This window comes from Mycobacterium sp. NGS24 (assembly GCF_059813065.1).
The window spans coordinates 18,756-44,742 of sequence record NZ_JCALDW010000009.1 but is presented as its reverse complement, the minus strand read 5'-3'; the positions used below and the strand labels follow the sequence as shown (position 1 = coordinate 44,742).

Here is a 25,987-nt window from a genome sequence, read left to right as displayed (position 1 = left end):
CAACAGTTGCCTTCGGCTGGTAACAGCGGGGACACCTGGCTCGCGGGCCGGCGACGGGGATGCCACCATTCGGTGGGATCGCGAGGAGCGGGAAAAGCAGGGGACAGGAGCCGCACATTTTCGTCGACGAGCTGACGCGGTACGCGCGGCAGGCCACTGACCAGCGGATCAGGGCGCTCGCCGAGCAGGCCGGCGCGCCGTTGCGGGTAGCCGTCCGCGGCCGCCCGGGTGTCGGGGCCCGCACGGTGGCACGTGCGCTGGACCGGGCGTCGGGCATCTCGGTGGTAGCGGCCGGACGCAGCGCGGACCTGGTGGTTCAGGTGATCGCCGACGTCGTCAAACCCGAGGACCGAACGAGCCCGGCGCTGGTGGTGCTGACCAAGGCCGACGTGCTGCGCCTGGCCGGGGACGCCCGGGTGGAAGCGCGTTGCGACCGGCTGGCCGACCACGTCGGAGTGCCGGTGTTGCCGATGTGCGGGCTGCTCGCCGTCGCGGCGCTGGACGACCTGGACACCCGGTGCTGGGCGGCGTTACGGACGCTGGCCGCCCATCCCGGTGGCCTCAGCTGCCTGGACGGGTCCTTCGACGGGTTCCTGGGAGCACAGCTGCCCGTGCCGGTCGCGGTGCGAACGCAGTTGCTGCGGGTGTTGGACCTGTTCGGGATCGCGCTGGGCGTGGCGGCGCTGCGGCAGGGCGCCGGTGCGGCGCAGGTGCGGGCGCTGTGGCGCCGGGTCAGCGGAGTGGACGCGGTGCTCGAGCGGCTGCTGAGCGCCGGCGCCGCGGTGCGGTACCGGCGGGTGCTGGACGCGGTCACCGAACTGGAGGCGCTGGCCGTTTCCGACCCGGCCGTGGGGGACTTTCTGACCCGCGACGAGACGGTGATCGCCCGGATGGCGGCCGCCCTGGACGTTGTCACCGCCGCCGGCCAGGCTGCCGGCCCGGAGGCGCCGCTGGCGCGGGCGGTGCACTGGCAACGGCACCGCGCTGGGCCGCACGGTGCGTGCGCGGCGGACATCGCCAGAGGCTCGCTTCGGCTGTGGTCGCGCAGCGGCGGCGCGGTGCCCCGGGAGTCGCGATGACCGGCGCGGCACGCGACGATCCGGTCGCCGACGTCGACGCCCTGGTGACGTCCATCGGGTCGAATCTGGATGCACCGGTGGTCAACCGTCGCGACGTGGTGCTGGTGACCGGTCCCTGGCTGGCCGGGGTGACCGGGGTGGCCACCGCACTACGCGAGCGGCTGCCCGAGCACACCTTCGTCGAATCCGCGGAGCTGGCGCCCGGCGCCGCGCCCAGGGCGGTGGTCTTCGTGGTGTCGGCGGCGGCCCCGGTGACCGAGTCCGACTGCACGCTGCTCGATGCCGCCGCCGAGAACACCGACGTGGTGGTGGCGGTGGTCACCAAGATCGACGTGCACTATGCGTGGCGCGACGTGCTGGCCGCGAACGCGAAGAAGCTGACCCGGCACGCGCGGCGCTATGCCCGGGTGCCCTGGATAGGGGTGGCCGCGGTGCCCGATGTGGGCGAGCCGCACGTCGACGAACTGATCGCGACGGTCCGCGCGCAGCTGGCTGATCCCGACGTTACCCGCCGAAATCGGTTGCGGGCGTGGGAGTCCCGGTTGCAGAAGGCTGCCCAGCGCTTCGACCGGGACGCCGACGGCGCCGGGCGCCGGGCCCGCGTCGATTCGTTGCGCGACGAGCGCAGCGCGGTGTTGCGGCAACGCCGGGAAACGAAATCCGAGCGGATGATCACGCTGCGCGGTCAGCTGCAGCAGGCCCGCGTGCAGCTGTCGTATCTGGCCCGCGCCCGCAGTTCGTCGGTGCGCACCGAGTTGCAGGAGGACATCGCGGGCCTGCCGCGCCGGGCGATGACCGGTGTCGAGGAGGACGCGCGGCACCGCTTCGAGGACGTGGTCGCCGAGGTCGGCGCGGCCGTCGACGCCGATCTCGCCGAGATCGCGCGGACGGCGGGCCTGCCGCTGGAGTTAATGCCCCTCGAGCTGCCGCCGGTCCCGATTCCGCCTGCGCAACGCAAAGCGCGACAGCTGGAGACCCGGCTGATGATGGTGTTCGGCGTGGTGTTCGGCCTCGGCGTGGCGCTGACGCTGAGCCGGCTGGTGACCGGTCTGGCCCCGCGGCTGCACCCGGCCTATCTGGCCGGCGGCGTCGCGGCGTGCGTCGCGCTCGGATTGGCGATGACCGTCTGGGTGGTGCACATCCGGGCGTTGCTGGGCGATCGCAACGCGCTGGACCGCTGGGCGGGGGAGGCGGCGTCGTCGCTGCGGTCGGTGCTGGAGCAGCTGGTGTCCAGTCGGGTGCTGGTCGGCGAATCGCTGCTGACCAGTGCTGCCGCCGCCCGCGACGAAGTCGAGAATGCCCGGGTGAACGAACAGGTCAGCGTGATCGACGGCGAGTTGCGGGAACACGCGCTGGCCGCGGCCCGGGCCGCCGCGGCGCGTGACCGGGAGAAACCGACCGTGCAGGCGGCGCTGGACGCGGTGCGGACCGAACTGGGCGAATCGGTGGCGCCGCGCAATGGCTCGCGTCCCCGCGTGCCCGGCCCAGCGGGCCCGTCGCGGCCGAAGCCGGATAGTAACTCCGACTGACCGGGCCGGTATCTTCTGAATCGGTCTTGTGAGCAGGCTTATACCCTCCTGGGACTTACCCGACAAGTGATGCGCGTTAATCTGTATAAGAAAGCGTTAAGTGTGCGTGTCGAGCGCGCACTCTCTGGAACCGACGAATACCGAACCGCAGAATTCAGGAGAGTTCGATGACCTCAGCGACCATCCCCGGCCTGGACACCGCACCCACCAACCATCAAGGGCTGCTGTCCTGGGTCGAGGAGGTCGCCGAGCTGACCCAGCCCGATCGGGTGGTGTTCACCGACGGGTCCGACGAGGAGTTCAAGCGGCTGTCCGACCAGCTGGTCGAGGCGGGCACGTTCACCCGGCTCAACCCGGACAAGCACCCGAACTCGTTCCTGGCGCTGTCGGACCCGTCCGACGTCGCCCGGGTGGAGTCCCGGACCTTCATCTGTTCGGAGCGCGAAGTCGACGCCGGCCCCACCAACAACTGGAAAGACCCGGCCGAAATGCGGTCGCTGATGAAGGACCTGTACCGCGGTTCGATGCGCGGCCGCACCATGTACGTGGTCCCGTTCTGCATGGGTCCGCTCGGCGCCGAGGACCCCAAGCTGGGTGTGGAGATCACCGACTCCGAGTACGTCGTCGTCTCCATGCGCACCATGACCCGGATGGGCACCGCCGCGCTGGAGAAGATCGGCGACGACGGCTTCTTCGTCAAGGCGCTGCACTCGGTGGGTGCGCCGCTGGAAGACGGCGCCAAGGACGTCCCGTGGCCGTGCAACGAGACGAAGTACATCACCCACTTCCCGGAGACCCGCGAGATCTGGAGCTACGGCTCGGGCTACGGCGGCAACGCGCTGCTGGGCAAGAAGTGCTACTCGCTGCGGATCGCGTCGGCGATGGCCCACGACGAGGGCTGGCTGGCCGAGCACATGCTGATCCTCAAGCTGATCTCCCCGGAGAACAAGGCGTACTACTTCGCCGCGGCGTTCCCGTCGGCGTGCGGCAAGACCAACCTGGCCATGCTGCAGCCGACCATCCCGGGTTGGCGCGCCGAGACCCTGGGTGACGACATCGCCTGGATGCGGTTCGGCAAGGACGGCCGGCTGTATGCCGTCAACCCCGAGTTCGGTTTCTTCGGCGTGGCGCCGGGCACCAACTGGAACTCCAACCCGAACGCCATGCGCACCATCGAAGGCGGCAACACGGTGTTCACCAACGTCGCGCTGACCGACGACGGCGACGTGTGGTGGGAGGGCCTGGAAGGCGACCCGCAGCACCTGATCGACTGGAAGGGCCGCGACTGGACGCCGGGCAACGGCGAGAAGGCCGCGCACCCCAACTCCCGGTACTGCACCCCGATGTCGCAGTGCCCGATCCTGGCGCCAGAGTGGGACGACCCGCAGGGCGTGCCGATCTCCGGCATCCTGTTCGGCGGCCGCCGCAAGACGACGGTGCCGCTGGTCACCGAAGCCCGCGACTGGCAGCACGGCGTGTTCATCGGCGCCACCCTGGGCAGCGAGCAAACCGCCGCCGCCGAGGGCAAGGTCGGCAACGTGCGCCGCGACCCGATGGCCATGCTGCCGTTCCTGGGCTACAACGTGGGCGACTACTTCCAGCACTGGATCGATCTGGGCAAGAACGCCGACGAATCCAAGCTGCCGAAGATCTTCTTCGTCAACTGGTTCCGCCGCGGCGACGACGGCCGCTTCCTGTGGCCGGGCTTCGGCGAGAACAGCCGGGTGCTGAAGTGGATCGTGGACCGGATCGAGCACACGGCGGGTGGCAAGACCACCCCGATCGGCACGGTCCCGGCTGCTGAGGACTTGGACCTGGACGGTCTGGACGTCGACGCCGGTGACGTGGCGGCTGCCCTGGCGGTCAACGCCGACGAGTGGCGCGAGGAACTGCCGCTGATCGAAGAGTGGCTGGAGTTCGTCGGCGAGAAGCTGCCGACGGGCGTCAAGGACGAGTTCGACGCCCTGAAGGAGCGTTTGTCGCAGGCCTGATCGCTTGAAGGCACGAAGCCCCGTCGCACCCCTGTGGCGGGGCTTTTGCTTTCTTGCTTCCATGGTGGTTTGCCATATTTATTGTTTCGGGCGGCCGAACTAATCGATATGGCGGCTTGATCAGCAGATATAAGGCGACCCTTTGTTCGAAAATCGTAGCCTCGCTAAGTTGCCATGTGCTGAGAACCGGGTTACCGTCTAAGACATCGAAGGGGAGTAGTTCCAGTTCGTCGGCCTCGGCCGGCGGCGGCGGATGGTCGACATACTGGCGATTTCAGCTTTCAGGGGCGCCCGGTCATCCACCGGAGAGTTTTCCGGCGAACGAGACCTTCGGCCAGGCCATCCAACCGCCGAACCGAAGGAACCACCCGCATGACCCTGCTGGCCGAACGCCGCAAGACCCGGACACCCGCGGACACGCTGCTGCGTTCGCTGCTCCTCACCCTGGCGTTCATCGCCCCGGCGCTGGTGGTCCGCTTCGTCGGACTGCACCCGACCCCGGTCATCGCGTTGGTGATCTACGGCGCGGCGGTGGTCGCGGCGAGCTTTCTGCTCGCCTGGGCAGCCGAAGCCGCGCAGGTCGATGTCTCCGGCGGGCTGGCCGTCGCCGTCCTCGCCCTGATCGCGGTGTTGCCGGAATACGCCGTCGACCTCTACTACGCGTACCGGTCCGGATCGCACGCGGAGTACGCGCAGTACGCGGCGGCCAACATGACGGGATCCAACCGGCTGCTGATGGGCCTGGGCTGGCCGGTCGTGGTGCTGCTGGGGCTCTGGGTGGCCCGCCGGGTGAGCGGACACAAGGCGGCCGCCCTGACCCTGGGGCGCGGAAACCGGGTCGAGCTCGGCTTCCTGCTGATCGCCGGCGTGGTCGCGGCGATCGTGCCGGCGACCGGTCGCATCTCCCTCACGCTCGGCCTGGCGTTGCTGGCCTGGTTCGGGTTCTACCTCTACAAACTCAGCCGCGGCGAGGTCGAGGAGCCCGAGCTGATCGGGACGGCCGCGGCCCTGGCCGCGTTGCCGCACCGCGCCCGTCGCGGTGGTGTGGTCGCGATCTTCGTCTTCGCCGCCATGGTGATCCTGGCCTGTGCGCAGCCGTTCGCCGAGAGCCTGATCGGGGCCGGCACCGATCTGGGGGTCGACCGGTTCCTGCTGGTGCAGTGGCTGGCGCCGCTGGCTTCCGAAGCACCGGAGTTCGTGATCGCGATCATCTTCGCGGCCCGCGGCAAAGGCACGGTGGCCATCGCGACGCTGATCTCGTCGAAAGTCAACCAGTGGACGCTGCTGGTCGGCTCGCTGCCCATCGCCCACCTGGCCGGCGGCGGCGGATCCGCGCTGGTGCTGGACGCCCGGCAGATCGAGGAGATGCTGCTGACCGTGACGCAGACCCTGATGGGTGTGGCGTTGCTGCTGGCGCTGCGCTTCCACCGACGCCTGGCATGGGCACTGCTGGCGCTGTTCCTGGTGCAATTCGCGGTCCCGTCAACCGAAGGCCGGTTGGTGCTCAGCGGCGTCTACGCCGCAGTGGCTGTCGCTGGGCTGGTCGTGCACCGGCGCCAGTTGATTCCCACGCTGCGAGCGCCGTTCGCCAGGGCGTGACGGCCGGGTCGTAAAGTCGGCCCATGCAGATTCGTCCGCACGCACAGGCACATCCCGGCAAACCGGCCGTCATCCTGCATCCGTCGGGCACGGTGGTGACGTTCGGCGAACTCGAAGCGCGCGCCAACCGGCTGGCGCACGCCTTCCGTCAGGCGGGGCTGCGCGAAGGCGACGCGGTGGCGATCCTGATGGAGAACAACGAACACCTGCACGCGGTGATGTGGGCGGCGCGCCGCAGCGGGCTGTACTACGTGCCGATCAACACCCATCTGACCGCCGCCGAGGCGGCCTACATCGTCGACAACAGCAACGCCAAAGCCATCATCGGCTCCGCCGCGCTGCGGGAGACCTGCGCCGGGCTCGGCGACCACCTGCCCGGCGGCCTCCCCGGTCTGCTGCTGATCGCGGACACCGATCTGGACGGCTGGCAGCGATACCCGGAATGCGTTGCAGAGCAACCGGATTCACCGATCGACGACGAGATCGAAGGAGACCTGCTGCAGTACTCCTCGGGTACCACCGGCCGGCCCAAAGGCATCAAACGCGAACTGCCGCACCTGCCGCCGGCGGAGGTGCCCGGCATGATGGCGGCGCTGGTCGGGTTCTGGATGGACTCCGACACGGTGTATCTGAGTCCGGCGCCGCTGTACCACACCGCCCCCTCGGTGTGGTCGATGACGGTGCAGGGCGCCGGACTGACCACCGTGGTGATGGAGAAGTTCGATCCCGAGCAGACGCTGGCCGCCATCGAGCGTTACCGGGTGACCCACGGCCAGTTCGTGCCGGCGATGTTCGTCCGGATGCTGAAACTGCCGGAGGCCGTGCGTAACTCGTACGATCTGTCCAGCCTGAAACGGGTGATGCACGCCGCCGCGCCGTGCCCGGTGCAGATCAAGCAGCAGATGATCGACTGGTGGGGGCCGATCGTCGACGAGTACTACGCTTCCTCGGAGGCGATCGGTTCGACGTTGATCACCGCCGAGGACTGGCTGACGCATCCCGGCTCGGTGGGCAAACCCATGATGGGTGCCTTGCACATCGTCGGCGAAGACGGTGCCGAACTGCCCCCCGGCCACCCCGGCGAAATCTATTTCGAAGGCGGGTACTCCTTCGAGTACCTCAACGACCCGTCGAAAACCGCTGACTCACGCGACAAACACGGCTGGATGACCGTCGGCGACATCGGCTACCTCGACGAAGAGGGCTACCTCTACCTGACCGACCGGCGACACCACATGATCATCTCCGGTGGGGTGAATATCTATCCGCAGGAGACGGAGAACCTGCTGGTCACTCATCCGAAGGTGTTGGACGCGGCGGTGTTCGGGGTTCCCGACGACGAGATGGGCCAGCGGGTGATGGCGGTCGTGCAGACCGTCGATCCGGCCGACGCCACCGATGAGTTCGCTGACGAACTGCTCGGTTGGCTACGAGATCGATTGGCGCACTACAAATGTCCGCGAACGATCGCTTTCGAGGCAACACTGCCGCGTACCGACACCGGCAAGCTCTACAAGAACCAGCTGGTCGACAAGTATTCATGATGCGGGCCGTCGACCTGCGCAGCGCCCCCCTGCCGGACGATGCGGCGCTGCCGGGTGTGATCGTCGCCCACGGGTCGGTTGACAACGAATACTGGCTCGATGCAGCGACTTTCACCCTGACCGAGCATCCCTGCCCCGATCGCCGGGTGGTCACCGTGGACTCGGTTGCCGACACGCTGGCCGAACTGGCGGCGCGCTGTGCGCGCTGGCCGCACGCAAGCACCATCTGTGACGATGTGTTGCGGTGCGTCCAACCCGGGACGTCGGCCGGATTGCTGACCGAATCGCTGGCCTATTCCACGCTGCAGGCCGGTCCGGAATTCGCGCGCTGGCTTGCCGAACGCGGTCCCGCGCGACTGCCGGACAGCGCCGATCCGGTTGCGGTGCAACGCGAAGACGACATACTGCGAATCGACTTCAACCGGCCCGCCCGGCACAATGCCTTCTCCACCGACACCCGGGCGGCCCTGCTCGAGGCGCTCAGCGTTGCACAGCTCGATGACTCGGTCACCGGAATCATGTTGGGCGGCAACGGTCCGTCGTTCTGCAGCGGCGGCGACCTCGCCGAGTTCGGTACCTTCGCCGACCCGGCCGGTGCGCACCTGGCCCGCACCCGGCACAACCCGGCGCTGGTGCTCGACGAGCTGACCGGCCGGCTCGGGCGAGCCTGCCGCGCGCAGGTGCACGGACAGGTGCTGGGCAGCGGTCTGGAGATGGCCGCGTTCTGCGGATGGGTGGTGGCGCAGCGCGATTCGGTGTTCGGGCTGCCGGAGCTGAGCCTGGGGTTGATCCCCGGCGCCGGCGGCACGGTGAGCGTCACACGGCGCATCGGACGCTGGCGCACCGCGTATCTGGTGCTCTCCGGCCGGACGATCGACGCCGAAACCGCCCTGGCGTGGGGGCTGGTGGACGAGCTCGCGGCTGCGTAGCGGTGCCGCTCAGAGGCCGCCGCGGGCCACCAGCTGCGCGGCAATCACATTGCGCTGAATCTCGTTGGTTCCCTCGCCGACGATCATCAGCGGCGCGTCCCGGAAGTAGCGTTCCACGTCGTACTCGGTGGAGTAGCCGTAACCGCCGTGGATCCGCACCGCGTTCAACGCGATCTCCATGGCTACTTCGGAGGCGAACAACTTCGCCATGCCCGCCTCCATGTCACAGCGCTGCCCGCTGTCGTAGCGTTCGGCGGCGTAGCGGGTCAGTTGCCGGGCGGCGGTGAGTTTGGTCGCCATGTCGGCCAGATAGTTGCCGACGGCCTGATGTTTCCAGATGGGCCGGCCGAAACTCTCGCGTTGCTGGGCGTAGGCGAGCGCGTCGTCCAGCGCGGCGGTGGCCACGCCCAGCGCGCGGGCGGCAACCTGGATGCGACCCGTCTCCAGGCCTTTCATCATCTGGGAAAAGCCCTGTCCCGCAACGCCACCCAATATTGCCGAGGCAGGCGTGCGGTAACCGTCGAAGGACAGTTCGCACGACTCCACGCCTTTGTAACCCAACTTGGGCAGGTCGCGCGACACCGTCAGGCCCGGCCCGTGCTCGACCAGCAGCACCGAAATGCCCCGGTGCCGCGGTGTGGCCCGCGGATCGGTCTTGGCCAGCAACGCGACTAGGCCGGACCGGCGGGCATTGGAGATCCAGGTCTTGGCACCATTGACCACCAACTCGTCGGCGCCGTCCGGCAGCGCCGTGGTAGCGATGTTCTGCAGATCGGAACCACCGCCAGGTTCGGTGAGCGCCATAGTGGCCCGCAGCTCACCGGTTGCCATCGGCGGCAGGTACTTTCGCTTCTGCTCCGCGGTGCCGAACAGGGTGAGCAGCTTGGCGACCACCGTGTGCCCGCCCATCGCGCCGGCCAGGCTCATCCAACCCCGGGCCAACTCCTGGGTGACCAGCACATAACACGGCATCGACACCGGTGATCCGCCGTACTCCTCGTCGATGGCCAGGCCGTAAATGCCGATTCGCTTCATCTGTTCGATCCACGCCTCCGGGTAGGTGTTGGCGTGTTCGACCTCGCGCACCGTCGGCTTCACGTCGCGGTCCACGAAGGCCCGCACGGTGGCGACCAGCATCGCCTCCGCGTCGTCCAGGTCGTAGGGTTCGTTGCTCACCGTTACCGCCCTCCCGCGTGCACCCTCGGGTGCACAGCCTGCCAGCATGAGGCGTTGTGACATACGGGTATGCGGCCATCCGGTCCGGTGGAGCCTTCTTCGACGACCTTTCGGTGGGCCAGGTGTTCGACTGGGCGCCGTCGGTGACGCTGACGGCCGGCCTGGCCGCTGCCCATCAGGGCATCGTGGGCGACCGGCTGCGCCTGGCGCTGGACGGCACCCTGTGCACCGCGGTGACCGGGGCGCCGGCTGCCCTGGCGCACCCGAGCCTGGTGTGCAACGTGGCGATCGGACAGTCGACGCTGGCGACTCAGCGCGTCAAAGCCAACCTGTTCTACCGCGGCCTGGCGTTCCACCGGTTCCCGGTGATCGGTGACACCCTCTACACCCGCACCGAAGTGGTCGGACTGCGCGCCAACGCCGCCAAGCCCGGACGCGCGCCGACCGGGCTGGCGACGCTGCGGATGACCACCATCGACCAGGCCGACCAGCTGGTGCTGGACTTCTACCGCTGCGCCATGCTGCCGGCCGGCCCGGGCTGGCAGGGCACCGACCGGGCCGACGACCTGTCCGCGATCGGTACCGAGCCGGTGGTGCCGGCCGTCAGTCCCACCGAGGCCTGGGACGGGGCGGCCTACCGGCGCCGGGTGCCCGGTCCGCATTTCGATCCGGCGATCGCCGGCGCGGTGCTGCACAGCACCGCAGACGTGGTCACCGGTGCGCCGGAACTCGCCCGGTTGACCCTCAATATTGCTGCGGTGCATCATGATTCGCGGGTGGGCGGACAGCGGCTGGTGTACGGGGGACACACCATCGCGCTGGCCTTCGCGCAAGTCAACCGGTTGCTGCCGAATCTGGTCACGGTGCTGGGCTGGGAGTCCTGCGACCACACCGGGCCGGTGCGCGAGGGCGACACCCTGTACAGCGAACTGCACGTCGAATCCGCTGCGGCGACACCGAACGGCGGCGTGTTGCGGTTGCGGTCGCTGGTCTATGCGGCTGGCGACGCGCCCGACGAGCCGGACCGGCCCGTGCTGGACTGGCGGTTCAGCGCGCTGCACTTCTGACTGGATAGCAGGCCGACCGTCCAGCCTCGCTGCTGGACCGGACGGTCGGCCTGCCCGTCTCTAGGTGCCGGCGGTGCCGGGGGCGCCGGTGTTCCCGTTGCCGGTGTCGCCGATGCCACCGGCGCCTCCAGTGCCGAAGTTGCCACCGGCGCCCTTGCTGCCGGCGGTCGCAGCCGCACCGGGGCCGGCGCCACCGGTCCCGGGTGTGCCCGCGGACCCGCCGCTGCCGCCGTTGCCGCCGCTGGGGCCGGTGCCGCCGTCGCCGCCCTTGCCGCCGGGGCCGGAGTTGCCGCCGACCCCACCGGTCTGGCCGGTCAGGACATTGCCGCCCTGGCCGCCCCTGCCACCGGCGCCGGCGTTGCCACCCTTGCCGCTGGTGGCAGTGCCGCCGCCGCCGCCCTGACCACCCTGGCCGCCGCTGCCACCGGTGCCGCTGGCGCCGCCGGTGCCGCCGTCGGGGTGGGTCGCGGTACCGGTGGCACCGTTTCCGCCGGTACCCGGCGCGCCGCCGGTACCGCCGGTACCACCGGTGCCGCCGGCGCCGCCGTTACCCGTACCGAGGGTGCTGCCGCCGGTGCCGGCCAGTCCGCCACCGCCGCCGAGTCCGCCGTCGCCGCCCTTGCCGCCGATGCCGTTGTTGATGGTGAAGGTGGGGTCGCCCGCCGCGCCGTTGCCACCCCGGCCGCCGGTGCCACCCTGGCCACCGTTGCCGCCCTTGCCGCCGTCACCGGAGATGGAGCCACCCAGGCCGCCGTCGCCGCCCTTGCCGCCGGCGCTGCCGGTCGCGCCGGTGTTGCCGTTGGAGCCCGGCGTGGTGCCCGCGGCGCCCTGCGACCCGGGCGCGCCGTTGCCGCCGGTGCCGCCGGTACCGCCGGTACCGACGTTGCCGGCGTCGCCGCCCTTGCCGCCGTTGCCACCGTCGACACCGGCCGTGGTGGAGGTCCACCCGGTGCCGCCGGTGCCGCCGTTGCCGCCGCTGGTGGTTGCCGTGCCCGCGTTGCCGGCAGTCGGGCTGCCCGAGCCGGAGCCGACCGTTCCCGCGGTGCCGGCGACGCCTCGGTCACCGCCGCGGCCGCCGTTGCCGCCGTTGGGGTTCGAGGCGCTGGTGCCGGCCGCCCCGTTGCCGCCGGTACCGCCGGCGGCGCTGTTGCCGCCGGAGCCCGCGCTGCCCGCGGTGCCGGTCGTCGACCCGGTGCCGCCGTTGCCGCCGTTGCCGCCGTTGCCGCCACCACCGCCGTTGCCCGCGTTACCACCGTTGCCGCTGTTGACGCCGGCCACGCCGACCGCACCGTTGCCGCCGAGGGCGCCGTTGCCGCCGCTGGCGCCGCTACCGGCGTTGCCACCGGCGCCGTCCGCGGCCTGGACACCGCTACCGCCCAGCGTCTTGCCACCAGCCCCGCCGTTGCCGCCGTTACCGCCGCTGCCGCCGTCGCCGCCCCGGCCACCGGCCTGAGCGGTACCACCGGCCACGCCGTTGCCGCCCTGACCGCCGTTGGCGCCGCTACCACCGTTGCCGCCGACTCCGGCAGCACCGGAGATCGAGCCGCCGTTACCACCATTACCGCCGGCCCCACCGGAGCCGCCGGTCATGCCCGGGTTGCCGTTTCCGCCTGGACCGGAGCCATTGGGGCCGGCCGCTCCGGCGACGCCGTTGCCGCCGTCACCACCCTTGCCACCGTTGCCGACGTTGCCGCCGTTACCCCCGTCGCCGCCACGCGTGCCGCTGGCGCCCGGGTCGGTCGGGCTGAAGCCCTTGCCACCCTCGCCGCCATTGCCGGCCGGCGTGGTCACTGCGGTGCCCGGGGTGCCGGCGGTGCCGGCGCCCGGTCCGGTCTGGCCGGTGCCGGCGGCTCCAGCAGCGCCCGCGGTTCCGGCGTCGCCGCCGTCGCCACCCCGGCCGCCGGAGACGCCGGCGCTGGTGGAGTCCCCACCTTTGCCACCGTCACCCGGAGTCCCGGCGTTACCGCCGTTGCCACCCGAGCCACCGAAGCCCTGGGTGCCCGAGGTCACGGTGCCGGCATTGCCGCCGGCCCCGCCCGCGCCACCGTCCATGCCGCTGCCGCCGTTGCCGCCGGCCTGGCCGGCGCCACCGTCGATGCCGCTGCCGCCGTTACCGCCATCACCGCCGTTGCCGCCGCTGCCGCCGTTGCCGCTGTCACCGGAGATGGTGCCGCCGTTGCCACCGCCGCCGCCGGCGCCGCCCTTGCCGCCGGGCGTTCCGCTGGTGCCGGAGGCGCCCGGACCGGTTCCGGCTAGGCCGTTGGTGCCGTCGGCGGCGTGGCCGCCGGCCCCGCCGTTGCCACCGTCGCCGTACGTGCCGCCGTTGCCGCCGCGGCCGCCGTTGCCGCCGTCGGCCCCGGGGACGGTCCCGGTGGATGCGTCATAACCCGCGCCGCCGTTGCCACCGTTACCCACGGTGCCCAGCGGGAGCCCATCGGTGCCGGGGTTGCCGTTGGCGGCCTGGCTGGCACCGTTCCCGTCGAACCCGCCGGCACCGATGGTGCCGTGCTGGCCCACGTAGGCGGTGCCGCCGTTGCCGCCGTTGCCGCCGTCGGGGTTGGTCACGGTGCCGTTGGCGCCGTTGCCGCCGTCGCCGGGGGTGCCGCCGTTCGCGCCGTTCCCGGAGTTGCCGCCCTTGCCGCCGCTGCCGACGACGCCGTTGGGTGCCGCGCCACCGTTGCCGCCGTTGCCACCGGCCCCGCCGTTGCCGCCGGCCCCGCCGTTGCCGCCGTCCTGACCGCCGCCGACGCCGGTGCCGTACTGGTCGGTGTCGGCGACACCGGCCAGGCCCAGCTTGCCGTTGCCACCCGCGGTGCCGTTGCCGCCGTTGCCGCCGGTACCGCCGGTGCCACCGTTGCCGGCGTCCGCGCCACCACTGCCGCCGTGGCCGCCGGCGCCACCGGCGCCCCCGGTGTCGCCAGCGGTGCCGCTGCCGCCGTAGGCGGTCGCATTGGTGCCGGCGACCGTGGCGGACACGCCGTTGCCACCGTTGCCGCCGTTGCCGCCGTTGCCGATCCGGCCACCGTCGCCACCGTTACCGCCGGTTCCGCCATTGTTGCCCGGGGTGAACGGGTGGTAACCGTTGCCGCCGTGCCCACCGTTGCCGTTGGGCGCGATCACCGGGGTGCCGGGGAGGCCGCCGTTGTTGCCGGCCGCGCCGGCGAATCCGGCGTCCCCACCGGCTCCGCCGTTGCCGCCGTTGCGGTGCAGGGTGGTGCCGTTCGCGCCGGCTCCGCCATCGCCGGCGGTTCCCGCGTCGCCGCCGTTGCCGCCGGTGCCGGTCGCGCCGGCGGCGGCAGCCGCGCCGGTGCCGCCCGCGGCCTTGCCACCGACGCCGCCCGCACCGCCGTTGCCGCCGTTGCCGCCGCTGCCGCCGTCGCCACCCTTTTGTCCGCCGCCGATCCCGGCGCCCTGGCCGTAGTCGGTGCCTGCCACGCCGTACTTGCCGATCACACCCTTGCCGCCGTCACCACCGTCGGCACCCCGGCCGCCGGCCCCGCCGACGCCACCGCTGCCGGCCACGGTGCCACCGTTGCCACCGGCGCCACCGGCACCGCCGGAACCGCCGGTCTGACCGTCGGTGCCGCTCGCGCCGGGCACGGTCCCGTTGACGCCGTTGGTGCCGGCCACCCCGTTTCCGCCGGCACCGCCGGCGCCACCGTTGCCGTGATCGCCGCCGTCACCGCCGAGGCCGCCGTCGCCGCCGCTGGCGCCCGGGGTGGTGGGAGAGTAACCGGCGCCACCGGTACCGCCGGCGCCGCCGCCGGTGCTGGGGTTCGGTACGCCGGACGCGCCGTTCGCGCCGGGGGTACTGCCGGCGCCGCCCTGGCCACCGCCGCCCACGACGGTGCCGGTGTTGCCGCCGTGGCCACCCTTGCCGCCGGTGGTGTGCGTCGCGTCGCCCGCCGCGCCGGTGCCGCCGGCGCCGCCGAGACCGGGGGTGCCACCCTGCCCACCGGTGCCGCCGACACCAACGGTGCCGTTGGTGACCGTGCCGGCGTCGCCCGCCTGGCCGCCGGTGCCACCCGCGCCGCCGTTGCCGCCGTCGCCGCCGGTGCCGAAGCCGCCGCCGGGGTTGTAGTTCCAGTCGCCGGTGGCGCCTTTACCGCCGGTACCACCGGTACCGCCGGTGCCGCCGTCGCCGCCGTCGCCGCTGTTACCGCTGACCCAGCCGCCGTTGCCACCCCGGCCACCGTCACCACCGACGCCACCGGTGCCACCGTCGGCGCCCTTGCCGGTGGTGGGGAAGGTGCCGTTGGCGCCGGTGTCGCCCTGGCCGCCCTGGCCGCCCTTGCCGCCGTCGCCGCCGTCGCCGTACTGACCGGCGTCACCACCGTCACCACCGTCGTAACCCTGCTGGTGGGCACCCGGAACACCAGTGGCGTCACCACCGTCGCCGCCGTCACCGCGGCCGGTGCCCGGAGCGACCAGCTGACCGTCGGTACCGGCCACACCAGCCGCACCGGACAAACCGGTGCCGTTGTTGCCGGGCGTGCCCGCGGCACCACCCTTGCCGGGGTTGCCGCCGGTGCCGCCGTCGCCGCCGCCGAGGAAGCCGTCGCCGCCGGCGCCGCCCTGGCCGGCGGTACCGCCGTTGCCACCGTTGCCGGCGTTGCCGCCGATGCCGCCCGGGACGTTGTAGCCGTTGCCGCCAGTGCCGCCGTTGGCGCCGCTGCCGGCGTCACCACCGGTGCCGGCGTAGCCGTTGTAGATGCCGCTGTTGCCGCCCTTACCGCCGTCACCGCCGTTACCACCGGCCTGGCCGTTGGTGCCGTTGATGCTGGTAGCGCTGCCGTCGTTGCCGGTGGCGCCCGCGACGCCGTTGCCGCCCTGACCGCCGTCGCCGCCGTTGCCGTAATTGCCGCCGTCACCGCCGGCGCCGCCCTTGCCACCGTGCGCACCGGGGGTGGTCGGGTTGTAGCCGTCGCCACCGTCACCACCGTCGCCACCGATATCCGACGGCGTGGACCCGCTGCCACCGTGGCTGCCGTCGGCACCCTTGGTGGAACCGGTGCCACCGGTGCCGCCCGCGCCGCCGCCGACGCCGACACCGGCGTCGCCGCCGCTGCCGCCGCGTCCACCGTCCGGGTTGGCCTTGGTGCCGTCGGCGCCGTGGCCACCGTCGCCCTGGGCTCCACCGTCCCCGCCGGCACCACCGTTACCGGCGTTGCCGCCGGCGCCGATGGTGCTACCGCTGCCGCCCTTGCCGCCGTTGCCGCCCACCCCGCCGACGCCGCCGTTGCCGCCGTTGCCGCCGTCCTGACCACCGCCGATACCAGTGCCGTAGGCGTTCTCGTTGGTGACACCGTCGGCGCCGTCATCGCCGGAACCACCGGTTCCACCGTCGCCACCGTCACCACCGGCACCGGCTGCGCCTCCGGCGCCCTGCTCACCCTTGAAGCCGTACAACCCCGAGGTACCGCCGGCGCCGCCGTCGCCACCGTCGCCACCGTGGCCGCCGCTGGCGCCGGCGCCGCCGGTCTGACCGCCGTTGGCGCCCAACCCACCGTTGTCACCGGGGGTGAATCCGTCGGCCCCGGTCCCGCCGTGACCGCCGTCGCCGCCGGAGCCGCCGACGCCGCCCTTACCGCCGTTGCCGCCGTCGCCCATCATGGCGCCGGCGTTCCCGCCGATGCCGCCCTTGCCGCCCTTGCCGCCGTTCTCGCCCACGGTGCCGTTGACATTGTCGGCCGACCCGCTGATGCCGTCGGTGCCGTCCAGACCGTCGGCGCCGTCGCCGCCGTCGCCGCCGTCGCCGCCGCTGCCGTAGGTGCCGCCGTGACCACCGGCGCCGCCCTCGCCGCCCGCAGCGCCGTGCTCGGTAGCGGTGTAGCCCACGCCCCCGTGACCACCGTTGCCTGCCGGGGCGGACGGCATCGCGCCGTCGTTGCCGTCCGCGCCCAGGGTCGAGCCGCTGCCGCCGGTGCCACCGCCGCCCGCCGTGCCCGGGCTGCCGCCGTTGCCGCCGGCCCCGCCGGTGGTGTAGCTCGCGGTGCCTGCGGCACCGTCGCCGCCGTCGCCAGGTGTCCCGGCGTTTCCACCGTTTCCGGCCGAACCGCCGGCAGCGGTGTTGCCCTTGGTGGCGCCGTTCAGCCCGGCACCGCCGACACCGCCGTTGCCGCCGTTGCCACCGTTGGCGCCGCTGCCGCCATTGCCGCCGTTCTCGCCGCCTCCAATGCCGTTGTTGTAGAGGTCGGCGCCGGACTGCCCCTCGCGTCCGGTCCAGCCGCTGCCGCCGCTGCCGCCGTCGGCACCGGTGCCTGCGGCACCGCCGTTGCCGCCGTGCCTACCGGCGCCATGGCCGATGCCGCCTGCGCCGCCGTCGCCGCCGCTGCCACCGGCCTGACCGTTGGTGCCGTTGGGGTTTGCGGCAGTGCCGTTGACACCGTCGTCGCCGATCACGCCGTTGCCGCCGTCGCCGCCGTTGCCACCGTTGCCGACGTTGCCGCCGTCGCCACCGGCCCCACCGTCGCCGCCGTCGGCGCCGGAGGCCGTCGAGGTGAAGCCCGCCCCGCCGTTGCCGCCGTTACCGGCCGCCCCGGTGACCGCAAGACCCTTGCTGCCGTTGGTGCCGGCGGTGGCGCCGGCGCCGGCCGTGCCGCCGGTACCGCCCTTACCTGCGGTACCGGCGTTGCCGCCGTCACCGCCCCGGCCGCCGTCGACGTGGGCCGACGTGCCGTCGGCTCCGTGACCACCGTCACCCGGGCGCCCGGCGTTGCCGCCATTGCTGGCGTTGCCACCGTTGGCGTTGGCGCCGGCTGTACCACCGGTCCCGGTGCCCGCAGCGCCGCCAGTGCCGCCGTTGCCGCCGTTGCCGCCGGTCCCGCCGTTGCCACCGTTGCCGCCGCGGTACCCGTCGCCGTTGTTGCCGGCCGGGAAGGAGCCGTCGTGGCCGATGGCACCGGCGCCACCGTTACCGGCGGTACCGGCGTCGCCACCCTTGCCGGCGTCGCCGCCGCTACCCGAGCTGCCCACGCTGGCGCCGTCGGACGTGCCGCCCGCGTTGCCACCCCTGCCGCCGCCGCCGCCGTTGCCGCCGCTGCCGGCATTGCCGCCGTTCTGCCCGTCGTTGCCGGCACCGGTGGTGACCGTGCCGGCAGCGCCGTTCACCCCGGAGCCACCGTCGCCGCCCGCGCCACCCTGGCCGCCGTCACCGCCGGTGCCACCGTGGAAGCCCGCGCCGCGACCGGTGCCACCGTCACCGCCGAGACCGCCCTGGCCGCCGACCGTGCCGTTGGTGCCGCTGTCACCGGCATTGACGCCGTTCTTGCCGGCCGTGCCCGCCGCGCCGTCACCGCCGACGCCACCGTCAGCGCCGTGGGCGCCGATGCCGTCGGCGCCCTTGCCGCCGTTGACGCCTCCGGTGCCGGCGGTGCCGACGGTGCCACCCTTGCCGATGTTGCCCGCGTCGCCACCCTTGCCGCCGTTGCCGCCGTTGGGGTTGGCGGCGGTGCCCTTCGCGCCGTCGCCACCGGCGCCGGCCTGCCCGGAGTTGCCGCCGGCCCCGCTGTTGCCGCCGTTGCCCGCGGTGCCGTTGATGGCAGCCCCGGTACCGATGGTGCCTGCCGTGCCCCGGGTGCCACCGGCGCCGCCAGCACCGCCGGTCCCGCCGTCGCCACCGTTGCCGCCGTTCTGGCCGCCGCCGATACCGGTGCCGTACTTGTCGACATCGGCCAGGCCGTCGGCGCCGGCGATGCCGTTGCCGCCGGTGCCGGCCGCCCCACCGGTGCCGCCGTTGGTGGCGTTGCCGCCGGCGCCCTTGGCGCCCCCGGCAGAGATGTTGGTGCCACCGATGCCCGCGGTGCCGCCGTTGCCGCCGTTGCCGCCGTTGCCGCCCCTGCCGCCTTCGCCGCCGTTACCACCGGTGTAGCCATCGGGGTGGGCCGCGGTGCCGTCGTGTCCGAGGGCGCCGTTGCCGCCGTTGCCCGCATTGCCGGCGTTGCCGCCCCGGCCGCCGGCCGCGCCGCTGGACGAGGTACCCGCGGTGGCCCCGTCGGTGCCGGCGCCGGCGTTGCCGCCGCTGCCGCCGTTGCCCGCGTTGCCACCGTTGCCCGCGTTGCCGCCGATCAATCCGGCGCCGCCCTGACCGGCGCCGAAGGAACCGTCCCTGCCGGTGACACCGGATCCACCGGCACCACCGTCGCCACCCCGGCCGGCTGTGCCGGCGTTGCCACCGTGGAAGCCGGCGCCGCGTCCGGTACCGCCGGCACCGGCACTGCCGCCGTTTCCGCCGGTCGTGCCATTGGTGCCGCTGTCGCCCGGATTGACGCCGTCTTTGCCGGCGTTACCCACCGCGCCGGTGCCGCCGTCGCCACCCCTGCCACCGTTGGCGCCGGTGCCGGGGCCGTCGGTGCCGCCGTTGCCGGTGCCGACGCCGTCCGCACCGCCGTCGCCGCCGAGCCCGATGGCGCCCGCGTCACCGCCGCGACCGCCCGCACCACCGGCGAGGTTGGCGGTACCCGCGACGCCATCGGCACCGCGGCCGCCGTCACCGGCCGTGCCGGAGTTACCACCCCGGCCACCGATGCCGCCCTTGCCGTTGGTCGCGGTGGTGCCACCGTTGCCGTCTTGGCCTGCGACGCCACCCTTGCCACCGTCGCCACCGGTGCCGCCATCGCCACCGTTGCCGCCGCTGACACCAATGCCGCTATTGGTTCCGGCGACCCCGTTGGCGCCGGTGAGGCCGGCCCCGCCGGCGCCCGCTGCTCCGCCGGCGCCACCGTTGGAGGCATTGCCGCCCTTGCCGTAAGTGCCTGCGGTCGCGGTGTTGGTGCCGTTGCCGCCGGCGTTGCCGCCGGCCCCGCCGTTACCACCGTTGGCGCCGTCACCGCCGGCCCCGCCGTCGCCGCCTCGATAACCATCCAGGTGGGTGGAAGTGCCGTCGTGGCCGGTCGCGCCGAGGCCACCCTTGCCGGCGGTGCCCGCGGCACCACCTGCGCCGCCCGCCCCGCCGTTGGTCGCGGTGCCCTTGGTGGCGCCGTCGGTGCCGCTGCCGGCACTGCCGCCGTCGCCGCCCTTACCGCCCCTGCCGCCGGCCCCGGCGTCGCCGCCGTCCTGACCGTTGTTACCCACCCCGGCGGTGGTGGTCCCGTTGGCGCCGTCGACGCCGGAGCCGCCGAGGCCGCCGGCGCCGCCGGTGCCCGCCGCACCGCCATCGCCGCCGTGGAAGCCGGCACCCCGACCGATACCACCGGTGCCACCGCCGCCGCCGTTGCCGCCGTCGCCGCCGACGGAGCCGTTGGCCCCGGCGCTGCCGTTGTTGGTACCGGTCAGCCCGGCCGCGCCGTCACCACCGGTGCCGCCGGTGCCGCCGTTGGCGCCGGTGCCCGACGCGGCAGTGCCCACGCCGTTGCCGTTGAGACCACCCAGCCCGATGTGCCCAGCATTGCCGCCCGCGCCACCCCGGCCGCCATCGGCGTAGGCGGTGCCGCTGATGCCGTTGGCACCCCGACCTCCGTCGCCTGCCGCGCCGGCATTGCCGCCGATGCCGCCTGCCGCACTGGTGCCGTTGGTGCCTGCTTTGGCAGTGCCGCCGAGCGCCTTTCCACCGGTGCCGCCGGCCCCGCCGTTACCGCCGGTGCCGCCGTCGCCGCCGTTTCCACCGTCCTGACCGGCGCCGACACCGGTGCCGTAGAGGTCGGCGCCTGCGGTGCCGACCGAACCCTTGACGCCGCCCCCGCCGGAGCCCGCCGCCCCGCCGACGGCACCGTTGCTGGCATTGCCGCCGTCACCGTACGCGCCGGCGTTGCCGCCGGCGCCGATACCGGCAGCGCCGCCCTTGCCACCGTCACCACCGTTGGCGCCGTTACCGCCATTGCCGCCGTCGCCACCGCTTTGGCCGCCGCCCACACCATTGCCGTAGGCGTCGACGCCGGCCGCGCCGGGCGCACCGTTGGCTCCGAGGCCGCCCTTTCCGGCGGCTCCGGCGTCCCCGCCGTTACCGGCGTTGCCGCCGCTACCGGCGTTGCCGGCGATGCCGCCGCCGGTGCCACCGCCACCGGCGTTGCCACCCGTGCCACCGTCGCCGCCGGCGCCGCCGGCACCGGCGTTGCCACCGTTCTGACCGTCGCCGCCCGATCCGGTGATCGCCGCGCCGTTGGCCCCGTTCAAGCCGCTGCCGCCCTTACCGCCGGCGCCGCCCTTTCCGCCGGTGCCGCCGTCACCACCGTGGGTGGTGAGGCCGGCCGGGGTCTGGCTACCGCTGGCAGTACCGCCGGCGCCGCCTTCGCCACCCTTACCGCCCGCGGCGCCCGCCGCCCCGCTGTCGCCGGGGTTGAGGCCGTTGGCGCCGACAGCGCCTTCGGCACCATGACCGCCGTCGCCACCCCTGCCACCATTGGCGCCGAAACCGTCGCCGTTGTTGCCTGCAGGGCCGCTGCCGTCACCGTTGAGGCCGCCGGTGCCATGGGCGCCGACCGTGCCGGCGTTGCCACCGGCACCGCCCTTGCCGCCGTCGAGGTAACTGCTCGTGCCATCGGCGCCGCGGCCACCGTCGCCGGCAGTGCCGGCGTTACCGCCGCGCCCGCCCAGGCCGCCGGTGCCGTCGCTGCCCGCGCTGAGTCCGGTGCCGCCCTTACCGCCGGCGCCGCCCTCGCCGCCGACGCCACCAGCTCCACCGTTGGCACCGGCCTGACCCTGCCCGGCCGTGCCGTACTGGGTGGACCCGGCCACCCCGGCTGCCCCCGACTGACCCGCGCCACCGCTGCCGGCGGCGCCACCGGCGCCACCGTTGCTGGCCGCGCCGCCGTTACCGTCGACCCCGGCCTTCAGCGAGGCCGCGTTGCTGCCGGTTCCCGCTGCGCCACCGGTGCCACCGTTGCCACCGTTGCCGCCCTTACCGCCCTTGCCGCCGTTGCCGCCGTCATAGCCGTCGCGGTGCCCGGCGGTGCCGTCATGACCGGAGGCGCCCACACCACCACTGCCGGCAGTGCCGGCATCGCCGCCCTTACCGGCCGCACCACCATCGGTGCCAGCGCCGATACCGGCGCCGTCGGTGCCCGCGCCGCCGCTGCCGCCCTTACCGCCGTCGCCACCCCTACCGCCACTGCCGGCGTTACCGCCGTCACCGCCGGCCAGACCCGCACCCGAGGTGGCCACCCCGGTGCTGCCGTTGAGGCCGGAACCACCGCGCCCACCGTCACCACCGGCACCGGCCGCGCCCGCGGCACCCCCGGTGAAGCCCGCGCCCCGACCGATACCACCGCTGCCGGCGTCGCCGCCCTTACCGCCGGCACCACCGTCGATACCGCTGTCGCCGGGGTTGAGACCGTTGGCGCCCGCGGCGCCGCCGGCACCCCGACCGCCGTCGCCACCCTTACCGCCATTGGCGCCGGTGCCGTTGGAAAGATTGCCCGCAGGGCCGCTGCCGTCACCGTTGAGACCACCAGTGCCGTGCTGGCCGATCGCACCGGCGTCACCACCGGCACCGCCCTTGCCGCCGTCGACGTAACTGGCGGTACCGTCCGCGCCGCGGCCACCGTCGCCGGCAACGCCGGCGTTACCGCCGCGCCCGCCCAGGCCGCCGGTGCCGTCAGCGGCGTGGCTGGTGGTGCTGCCCCCGTTGAAGCCGCCCGTCCCGCCAGTGCCACCATCGCCGCCACGACCACCCGCGCCGCCGCTACCACCTTCGGCGCCTGCGCCCAGGTTCACCCCGGCGGAGCCCGACGCCCCGGTCACACCCCGTCCACCGGCGCCGGCGTTGCCGCCGGCACCGCCATCGCTGCCCTTGGCGCCCGCGCCGTTGGCCGCCGTGGGCGCGGTGCCGTCACCGTTGAGGCCCGCGACCCCGCCGTTGCCGCCGCTGGCGCCGTTGCCGCCCTTGCCGCCGTCACCGCCCCGGCCACCGTCGCCGGCACCAGTGCCGTAGTCCACCCCGGTCTGTCCGTCGGCACCGGCCGCCCCGTGGCCACCGGCGCCCGCCGTCCCCGCAGCGCCACCGTCACCCCCGGCGCCACCGGCACCGGCGGTACCTGCTGACCCGCCGTAGGGGCCTGCGTCACCGGCCGCGCCGCCCTTGCCGCCGGTTCCTCCCGCCCCGCCCTTGCCCGCGTCGCCACCCTGCTGGCCGGTGTTGCCCACGCCGTTGGCGTCGGTGCCGGTCGCATCTGCACCCCGCACACCGGAACCGCCTTCACCGCCTTCGCCACCTCCGCCGCCGGTGCCACCGCTACCAGCTGTGGTCCCGGCGCGACCGGCAGCGCCGCCCTTGCCGCCGTCACCACCATCGCCACCGGCTTGGGCATTGCCACCACTGGCCCCGGCGCCCAGTCCCTGGCTGCCGGCGGCCCCGACGGCACCATTACCGCCGTCACCGCCCCGGCCGCCGTTGACGCCCAGGCCGTCTTTGCCGTCGACCACGGTACTGACGCCGTTGTCACCGCCCAGGCCTTTGAAGCCGGACAGACCGGCGTCGCCGCCCTTGCCGCCGTCGGAACCGTTGACGTGCGCGGCGGTGCCGTCGGCGCCGCGCCCACCGGTACCGGCCGCGCCGGCATCGCCGCCGTTACCGCCGACGCCGTTGGCGCCCGCCTTGGCGGCGTTGCCCACATGGTCGGTGCCACCCATTCCGCCGGCGCCCCCATTGCCGCCGTCGGCACCACTGCCGCCGTTGCCACCGTCGCCGCCGTTGACACCGGCGACGGTGCTGGACTGGCCGTTGACACCTTTGCCGCCGGAACCACCGGTGCCACCGTCGCCGCCTGCGCCACCCACACCGCCGGCACCGGCGACCGAACCACCCTTGCCGCCATAGCCACCGGCACCACCCGAGCCGCCGGCCGTACCGTGGCCGCCGCTGTCACCGGGGTCGACGCCATCAGCACCGGCCTTGCCCGCCGCCGCGTTGCCGCCGGCGCCACCGGCGCCACCGTTGCCGTAGTTGCCGCCGTCACCACCGTGTCCGCCGTTGCCGCCACTGGCGCCGGCGATGGAACCGGTCGATGCGTCATAACCCGCGCCACCGGTGCCGCCGTTGCCCCCGGTGCCGGTGGCCATGGTGCCGGCCGCGCCGTGCTTGCCGATGACCGAGCCGTAGCCACCGGTGCCGCCGGCTGCGGCGCCGGCACCGTTGTTGCCGCCGTTGCCGCCCCGACCGCCGTCGGGATTCGCCAGCGTGCCGGCCGCACCGTTGCCGCCGTTGCCGGCGCCGCCGCCGGTGCCGCCGTCGCCACCATTGCCGCCCCGGCCGAGGATGCCGTCCTCGCCGAACAGCAGGCCACCGCGACCAGCCGCACCGCCGTTGCCACCATTACCGCCGGTCGCGCCGACGCCGCCGCCGCCACCGTTCTGGCCGCCGCCGTCTCCGTTGCCGTAGTCGACGCCCCAGACCCCGTCTGCGCCGTTGCTGCCTTGAATGCCGGTGCCACCCCTGCCGCCGGTCCCACCGTTGCCGCCGTTGCCGCCGTCGCTGAACAGCAGACCGCCCCGGCCGCCCGCCCCACCGTCACCGCCATTGCCGCCGGAGATCCCGGCGAGCCCGTCGCCACCCCGGCCACCGTTGCCGCCGACGCCGCCGTTGCCGTACAGCCAGCCGGCGTTGCCGCCGGCGCCGCCGGTTCCACCGCCGTTGCCGGTACCGCTGGTGCCACCGCTGCCGCCCGCGCCACCGGTGCCCAGCAGCCATCCGGCGTGGCCACCGCGACCGCCGATGCCACCGATCGCCGCGCCGGTGCCACCGGTGCCGCCCGACCCACCCGGACCGAACAGACCACCGGACCCACCGGTGCCGCCGACGCCGCCGCTGCCGGTATTGCCGATGCCGCCGATGCCACCGGCCCCGCCGGACGCACCGGAAAGCCAGCCCGCGTCGCCACCGGATCCGCCGGTGCCGCCGATGCCCGCGGTGCCGCCGGTACCACCGGCGCCGCCGGCGCCGGCCAGCAGACCACCGTGGCCGCCGTCGCCGCCCACACCGCCGAAACCGCTACCGCCCGGTCCGGTGCCACCGGCCCCACCGGCACCACCGGCGCTGAGCAGCCAGGCGTCCCCGCCCCGGCCACCGGTCCCACCGATACCGGTCGGACTGGTGTTGGCGCCACCGGCGCCGCCGGCACCACCGTCGCCGTACAACCATCCGCCGCTGCCGCCGGCCGCGCCAGCGCCACCGTTGGCGCCCCAACCCGCCGCACCGCCGGTGCCGCCGGCGCCGATCAGCCAGGCCCGACCGCCCACACCCCCGGTGCCACCGGTGCCCAGTCCGTTCAGGTTGGCACCACCGATGCCGCCGGAGCCGCCACTGCCGTAGAGCCATCCGCCGTTGCCACCGGCCCCGCCGGCGCCACCGTTGGCCGTGGTCGATGACCCACCCGCACCGCCGACTCCGCCGTGTCCGATCAACCCGGCGTTGCCGCCGGCTCCGCCGGCCTGACCGGCCGCGCCGCCCGCACCGGCGCCGCCATTGCCCCACAGCAGGCCGCCGTCCCCGCCGGCCTGGCCGGGCTGCGCCCCGTTGGCGCCGTCACCGATCAGCGGCCTGCCGAGCAGGACCTGGGTGGGGGTGTTGATGGCACCCAGCACCGCTACGCCGAGTCCCTCGAGCGGTGCCGCGCCGGCGGCCTCGGCCCACGCGTACGAGCCGGCGTTGGCCGTCAGGTTCTGCATGAACTGGCTGTGGAAGGCCGCAGCCTGGGCACTGATGCTCTGGTAGGCCTGCCCGTGGGTGCCGAACAGCGCCGCGATGGCGGTAGACACCTCGTCTTGCGCGGCGGCCAGCAGGTTGGTGGTCGAGGCCGCTGCAGCGGCGTTTGCCGACTCCAGCGTGGCGCCGAGTCCGGCTAGATCGGAAGCCGCGGAGCTCAACACGTCCGGCGCAGCGAGGAGATACGACATGGGAACCGTCCACTTACTAGGTCACGACCTGGTGAGGCCGTGGTTTACATGTCCCCCGGTCATGCTGATGGGCAAAGCCGATACGAACCATAACTCGATTTCGGCCAAAACAAACTGGCTTTCACTCAAAAATGCCAAAATACATCCAGTTAGTTTTGCAAGGACATGCTAACCGCACCTCGACCCATGTCGAATGGCCTAACGTGGGCATAGCTGCGGTTCCTAGGGCACAGTGGTGACTGCCGGT

The 25,987-nt window shown here is 73.6% G+C and carries 9 protein-coding genes; 7 read left to right on the top strand and 2 right to left on the bottom strand.

The window, feature by feature from the left end; all coding sequences use genetic code 11:
• Positions 1 to 59: 59 nt before the first annotated feature.
• The 6 genes from AC5Y6Y_RS13940 (at position 60) to AC5Y6Y_RS13915 (ending at position 8,671) form a co-directional block, all read left to right on the top strand.
• Complete coding sequence (locus tag AC5Y6Y_RS13940) at positions 60 to 1,079, top strand: hypothetical protein (RefSeq protein WP_473138907.1); 1,020 nt, start codon at positions 60 to 62, stop codon at positions 1,077 to 1,079.
• Entirely contained in the window at positions 1,076 to 2,608 is a 1,533-nt protein-coding gene (locus AC5Y6Y_RS13935; protein ID WP_473138908.1) for a hypothetical protein, read from the top strand. Before AC5Y6Y_RS13940 ends, AC5Y6Y_RS13935 begins: the two co-directional genes overlap by 4 nt.
• A gap of 167 nt (positions 2,609 to 2,775) precedes the next feature.
• On the top strand, positions 2,776 to 4,599 hold the full coding sequence (locus AC5Y6Y_RS13930) for a phosphoenolpyruvate carboxykinase (GTP) (RefSeq protein WP_463827992.1): 1,824 nt from the start codon (positions 2,776 to 2,778) through the stop codon (positions 4,597 to 4,599).
• 372 nt (positions 4,600 to 4,971) lie between these two features.
• Entirely contained in the window at positions 4,972 to 6,198 is a 1,227-nt protein-coding gene (locus tag AC5Y6Y_RS13925) for a calcium:cation antiporter family protein (protein WP_473138909.1), read from the top strand.
• Positions 6,199 to 6,221: 23 nt separating this feature from the next.
• Positions 6,222 to 7,742 carry a fatty-acid--CoA ligase FadD4 gene (fadD4, locus tag AC5Y6Y_RS13920; protein WP_473138910.1) on the top strand — a complete coding sequence of 507 codons (1,521 nt, stop codon included), beginning with the start codon at positions 6,222 to 6,224 and terminating at the stop codon, positions 7,740 to 7,742.
• Positions 7,739 to 8,671, top strand: coding sequence for an enoyl-CoA hydratase/isomerase family protein (locus AC5Y6Y_RS13915; protein WP_473138911.1), 933 nt, complete (start codon positions 7,739 to 7,741; stop codon positions 8,669 to 8,671). Before fadD4 ends, AC5Y6Y_RS13915 begins: the two co-directional genes overlap by 4 nt.
• Before the next feature lie 9 nt (positions 8,672 to 8,680).
• Here AC5Y6Y_RS13915 and AC5Y6Y_RS13910 read toward each other — a convergent pair whose 3' ends face one another.
• Positions 8,681 to 9,808, bottom strand: coding sequence for an acyl-CoA dehydrogenase family protein (locus tag AC5Y6Y_RS13910; protein WP_473138949.1), 1,128 nt, complete (start codon positions 9,806 to 9,808; stop codon positions 8,681 to 8,683).
• A 95-nt stretch (positions 9,809 to 9,903) separates the two neighbouring features.
• Here AC5Y6Y_RS13910 and AC5Y6Y_RS13905 point away from each other — a divergent pair, with 95 nt between their 5' ends.
• Positions 9,904 to 10,914, top strand: a complete 1,011-nt coding sequence (locus tag AC5Y6Y_RS13905) for a MaoC family dehydratase (RefSeq protein WP_473138912.1) — start codon at positions 9,904 to 9,906, stop codon at positions 10,912 to 10,914.
• Positions 10,915 to 10,974: 60 nt separating this feature from the next.
• On the opposite strand, the gene AC5Y6Y_RS13900 is transcribed toward AC5Y6Y_RS13905, so the two are convergent.
• The gene (locus AC5Y6Y_RS13900; RefSeq protein ID WP_473138951.1) at positions 10,975 to 25,740 is read right to left on the bottom strand and encodes a PE family protein; all 14,766 of its coding nucleotides are present in this window, start codon (positions 25,738 to 25,740) and stop codon (positions 10,975 to 10,977) included.
• Positions 25,741 to 25,987: the final 247 nt, after the last annotated feature.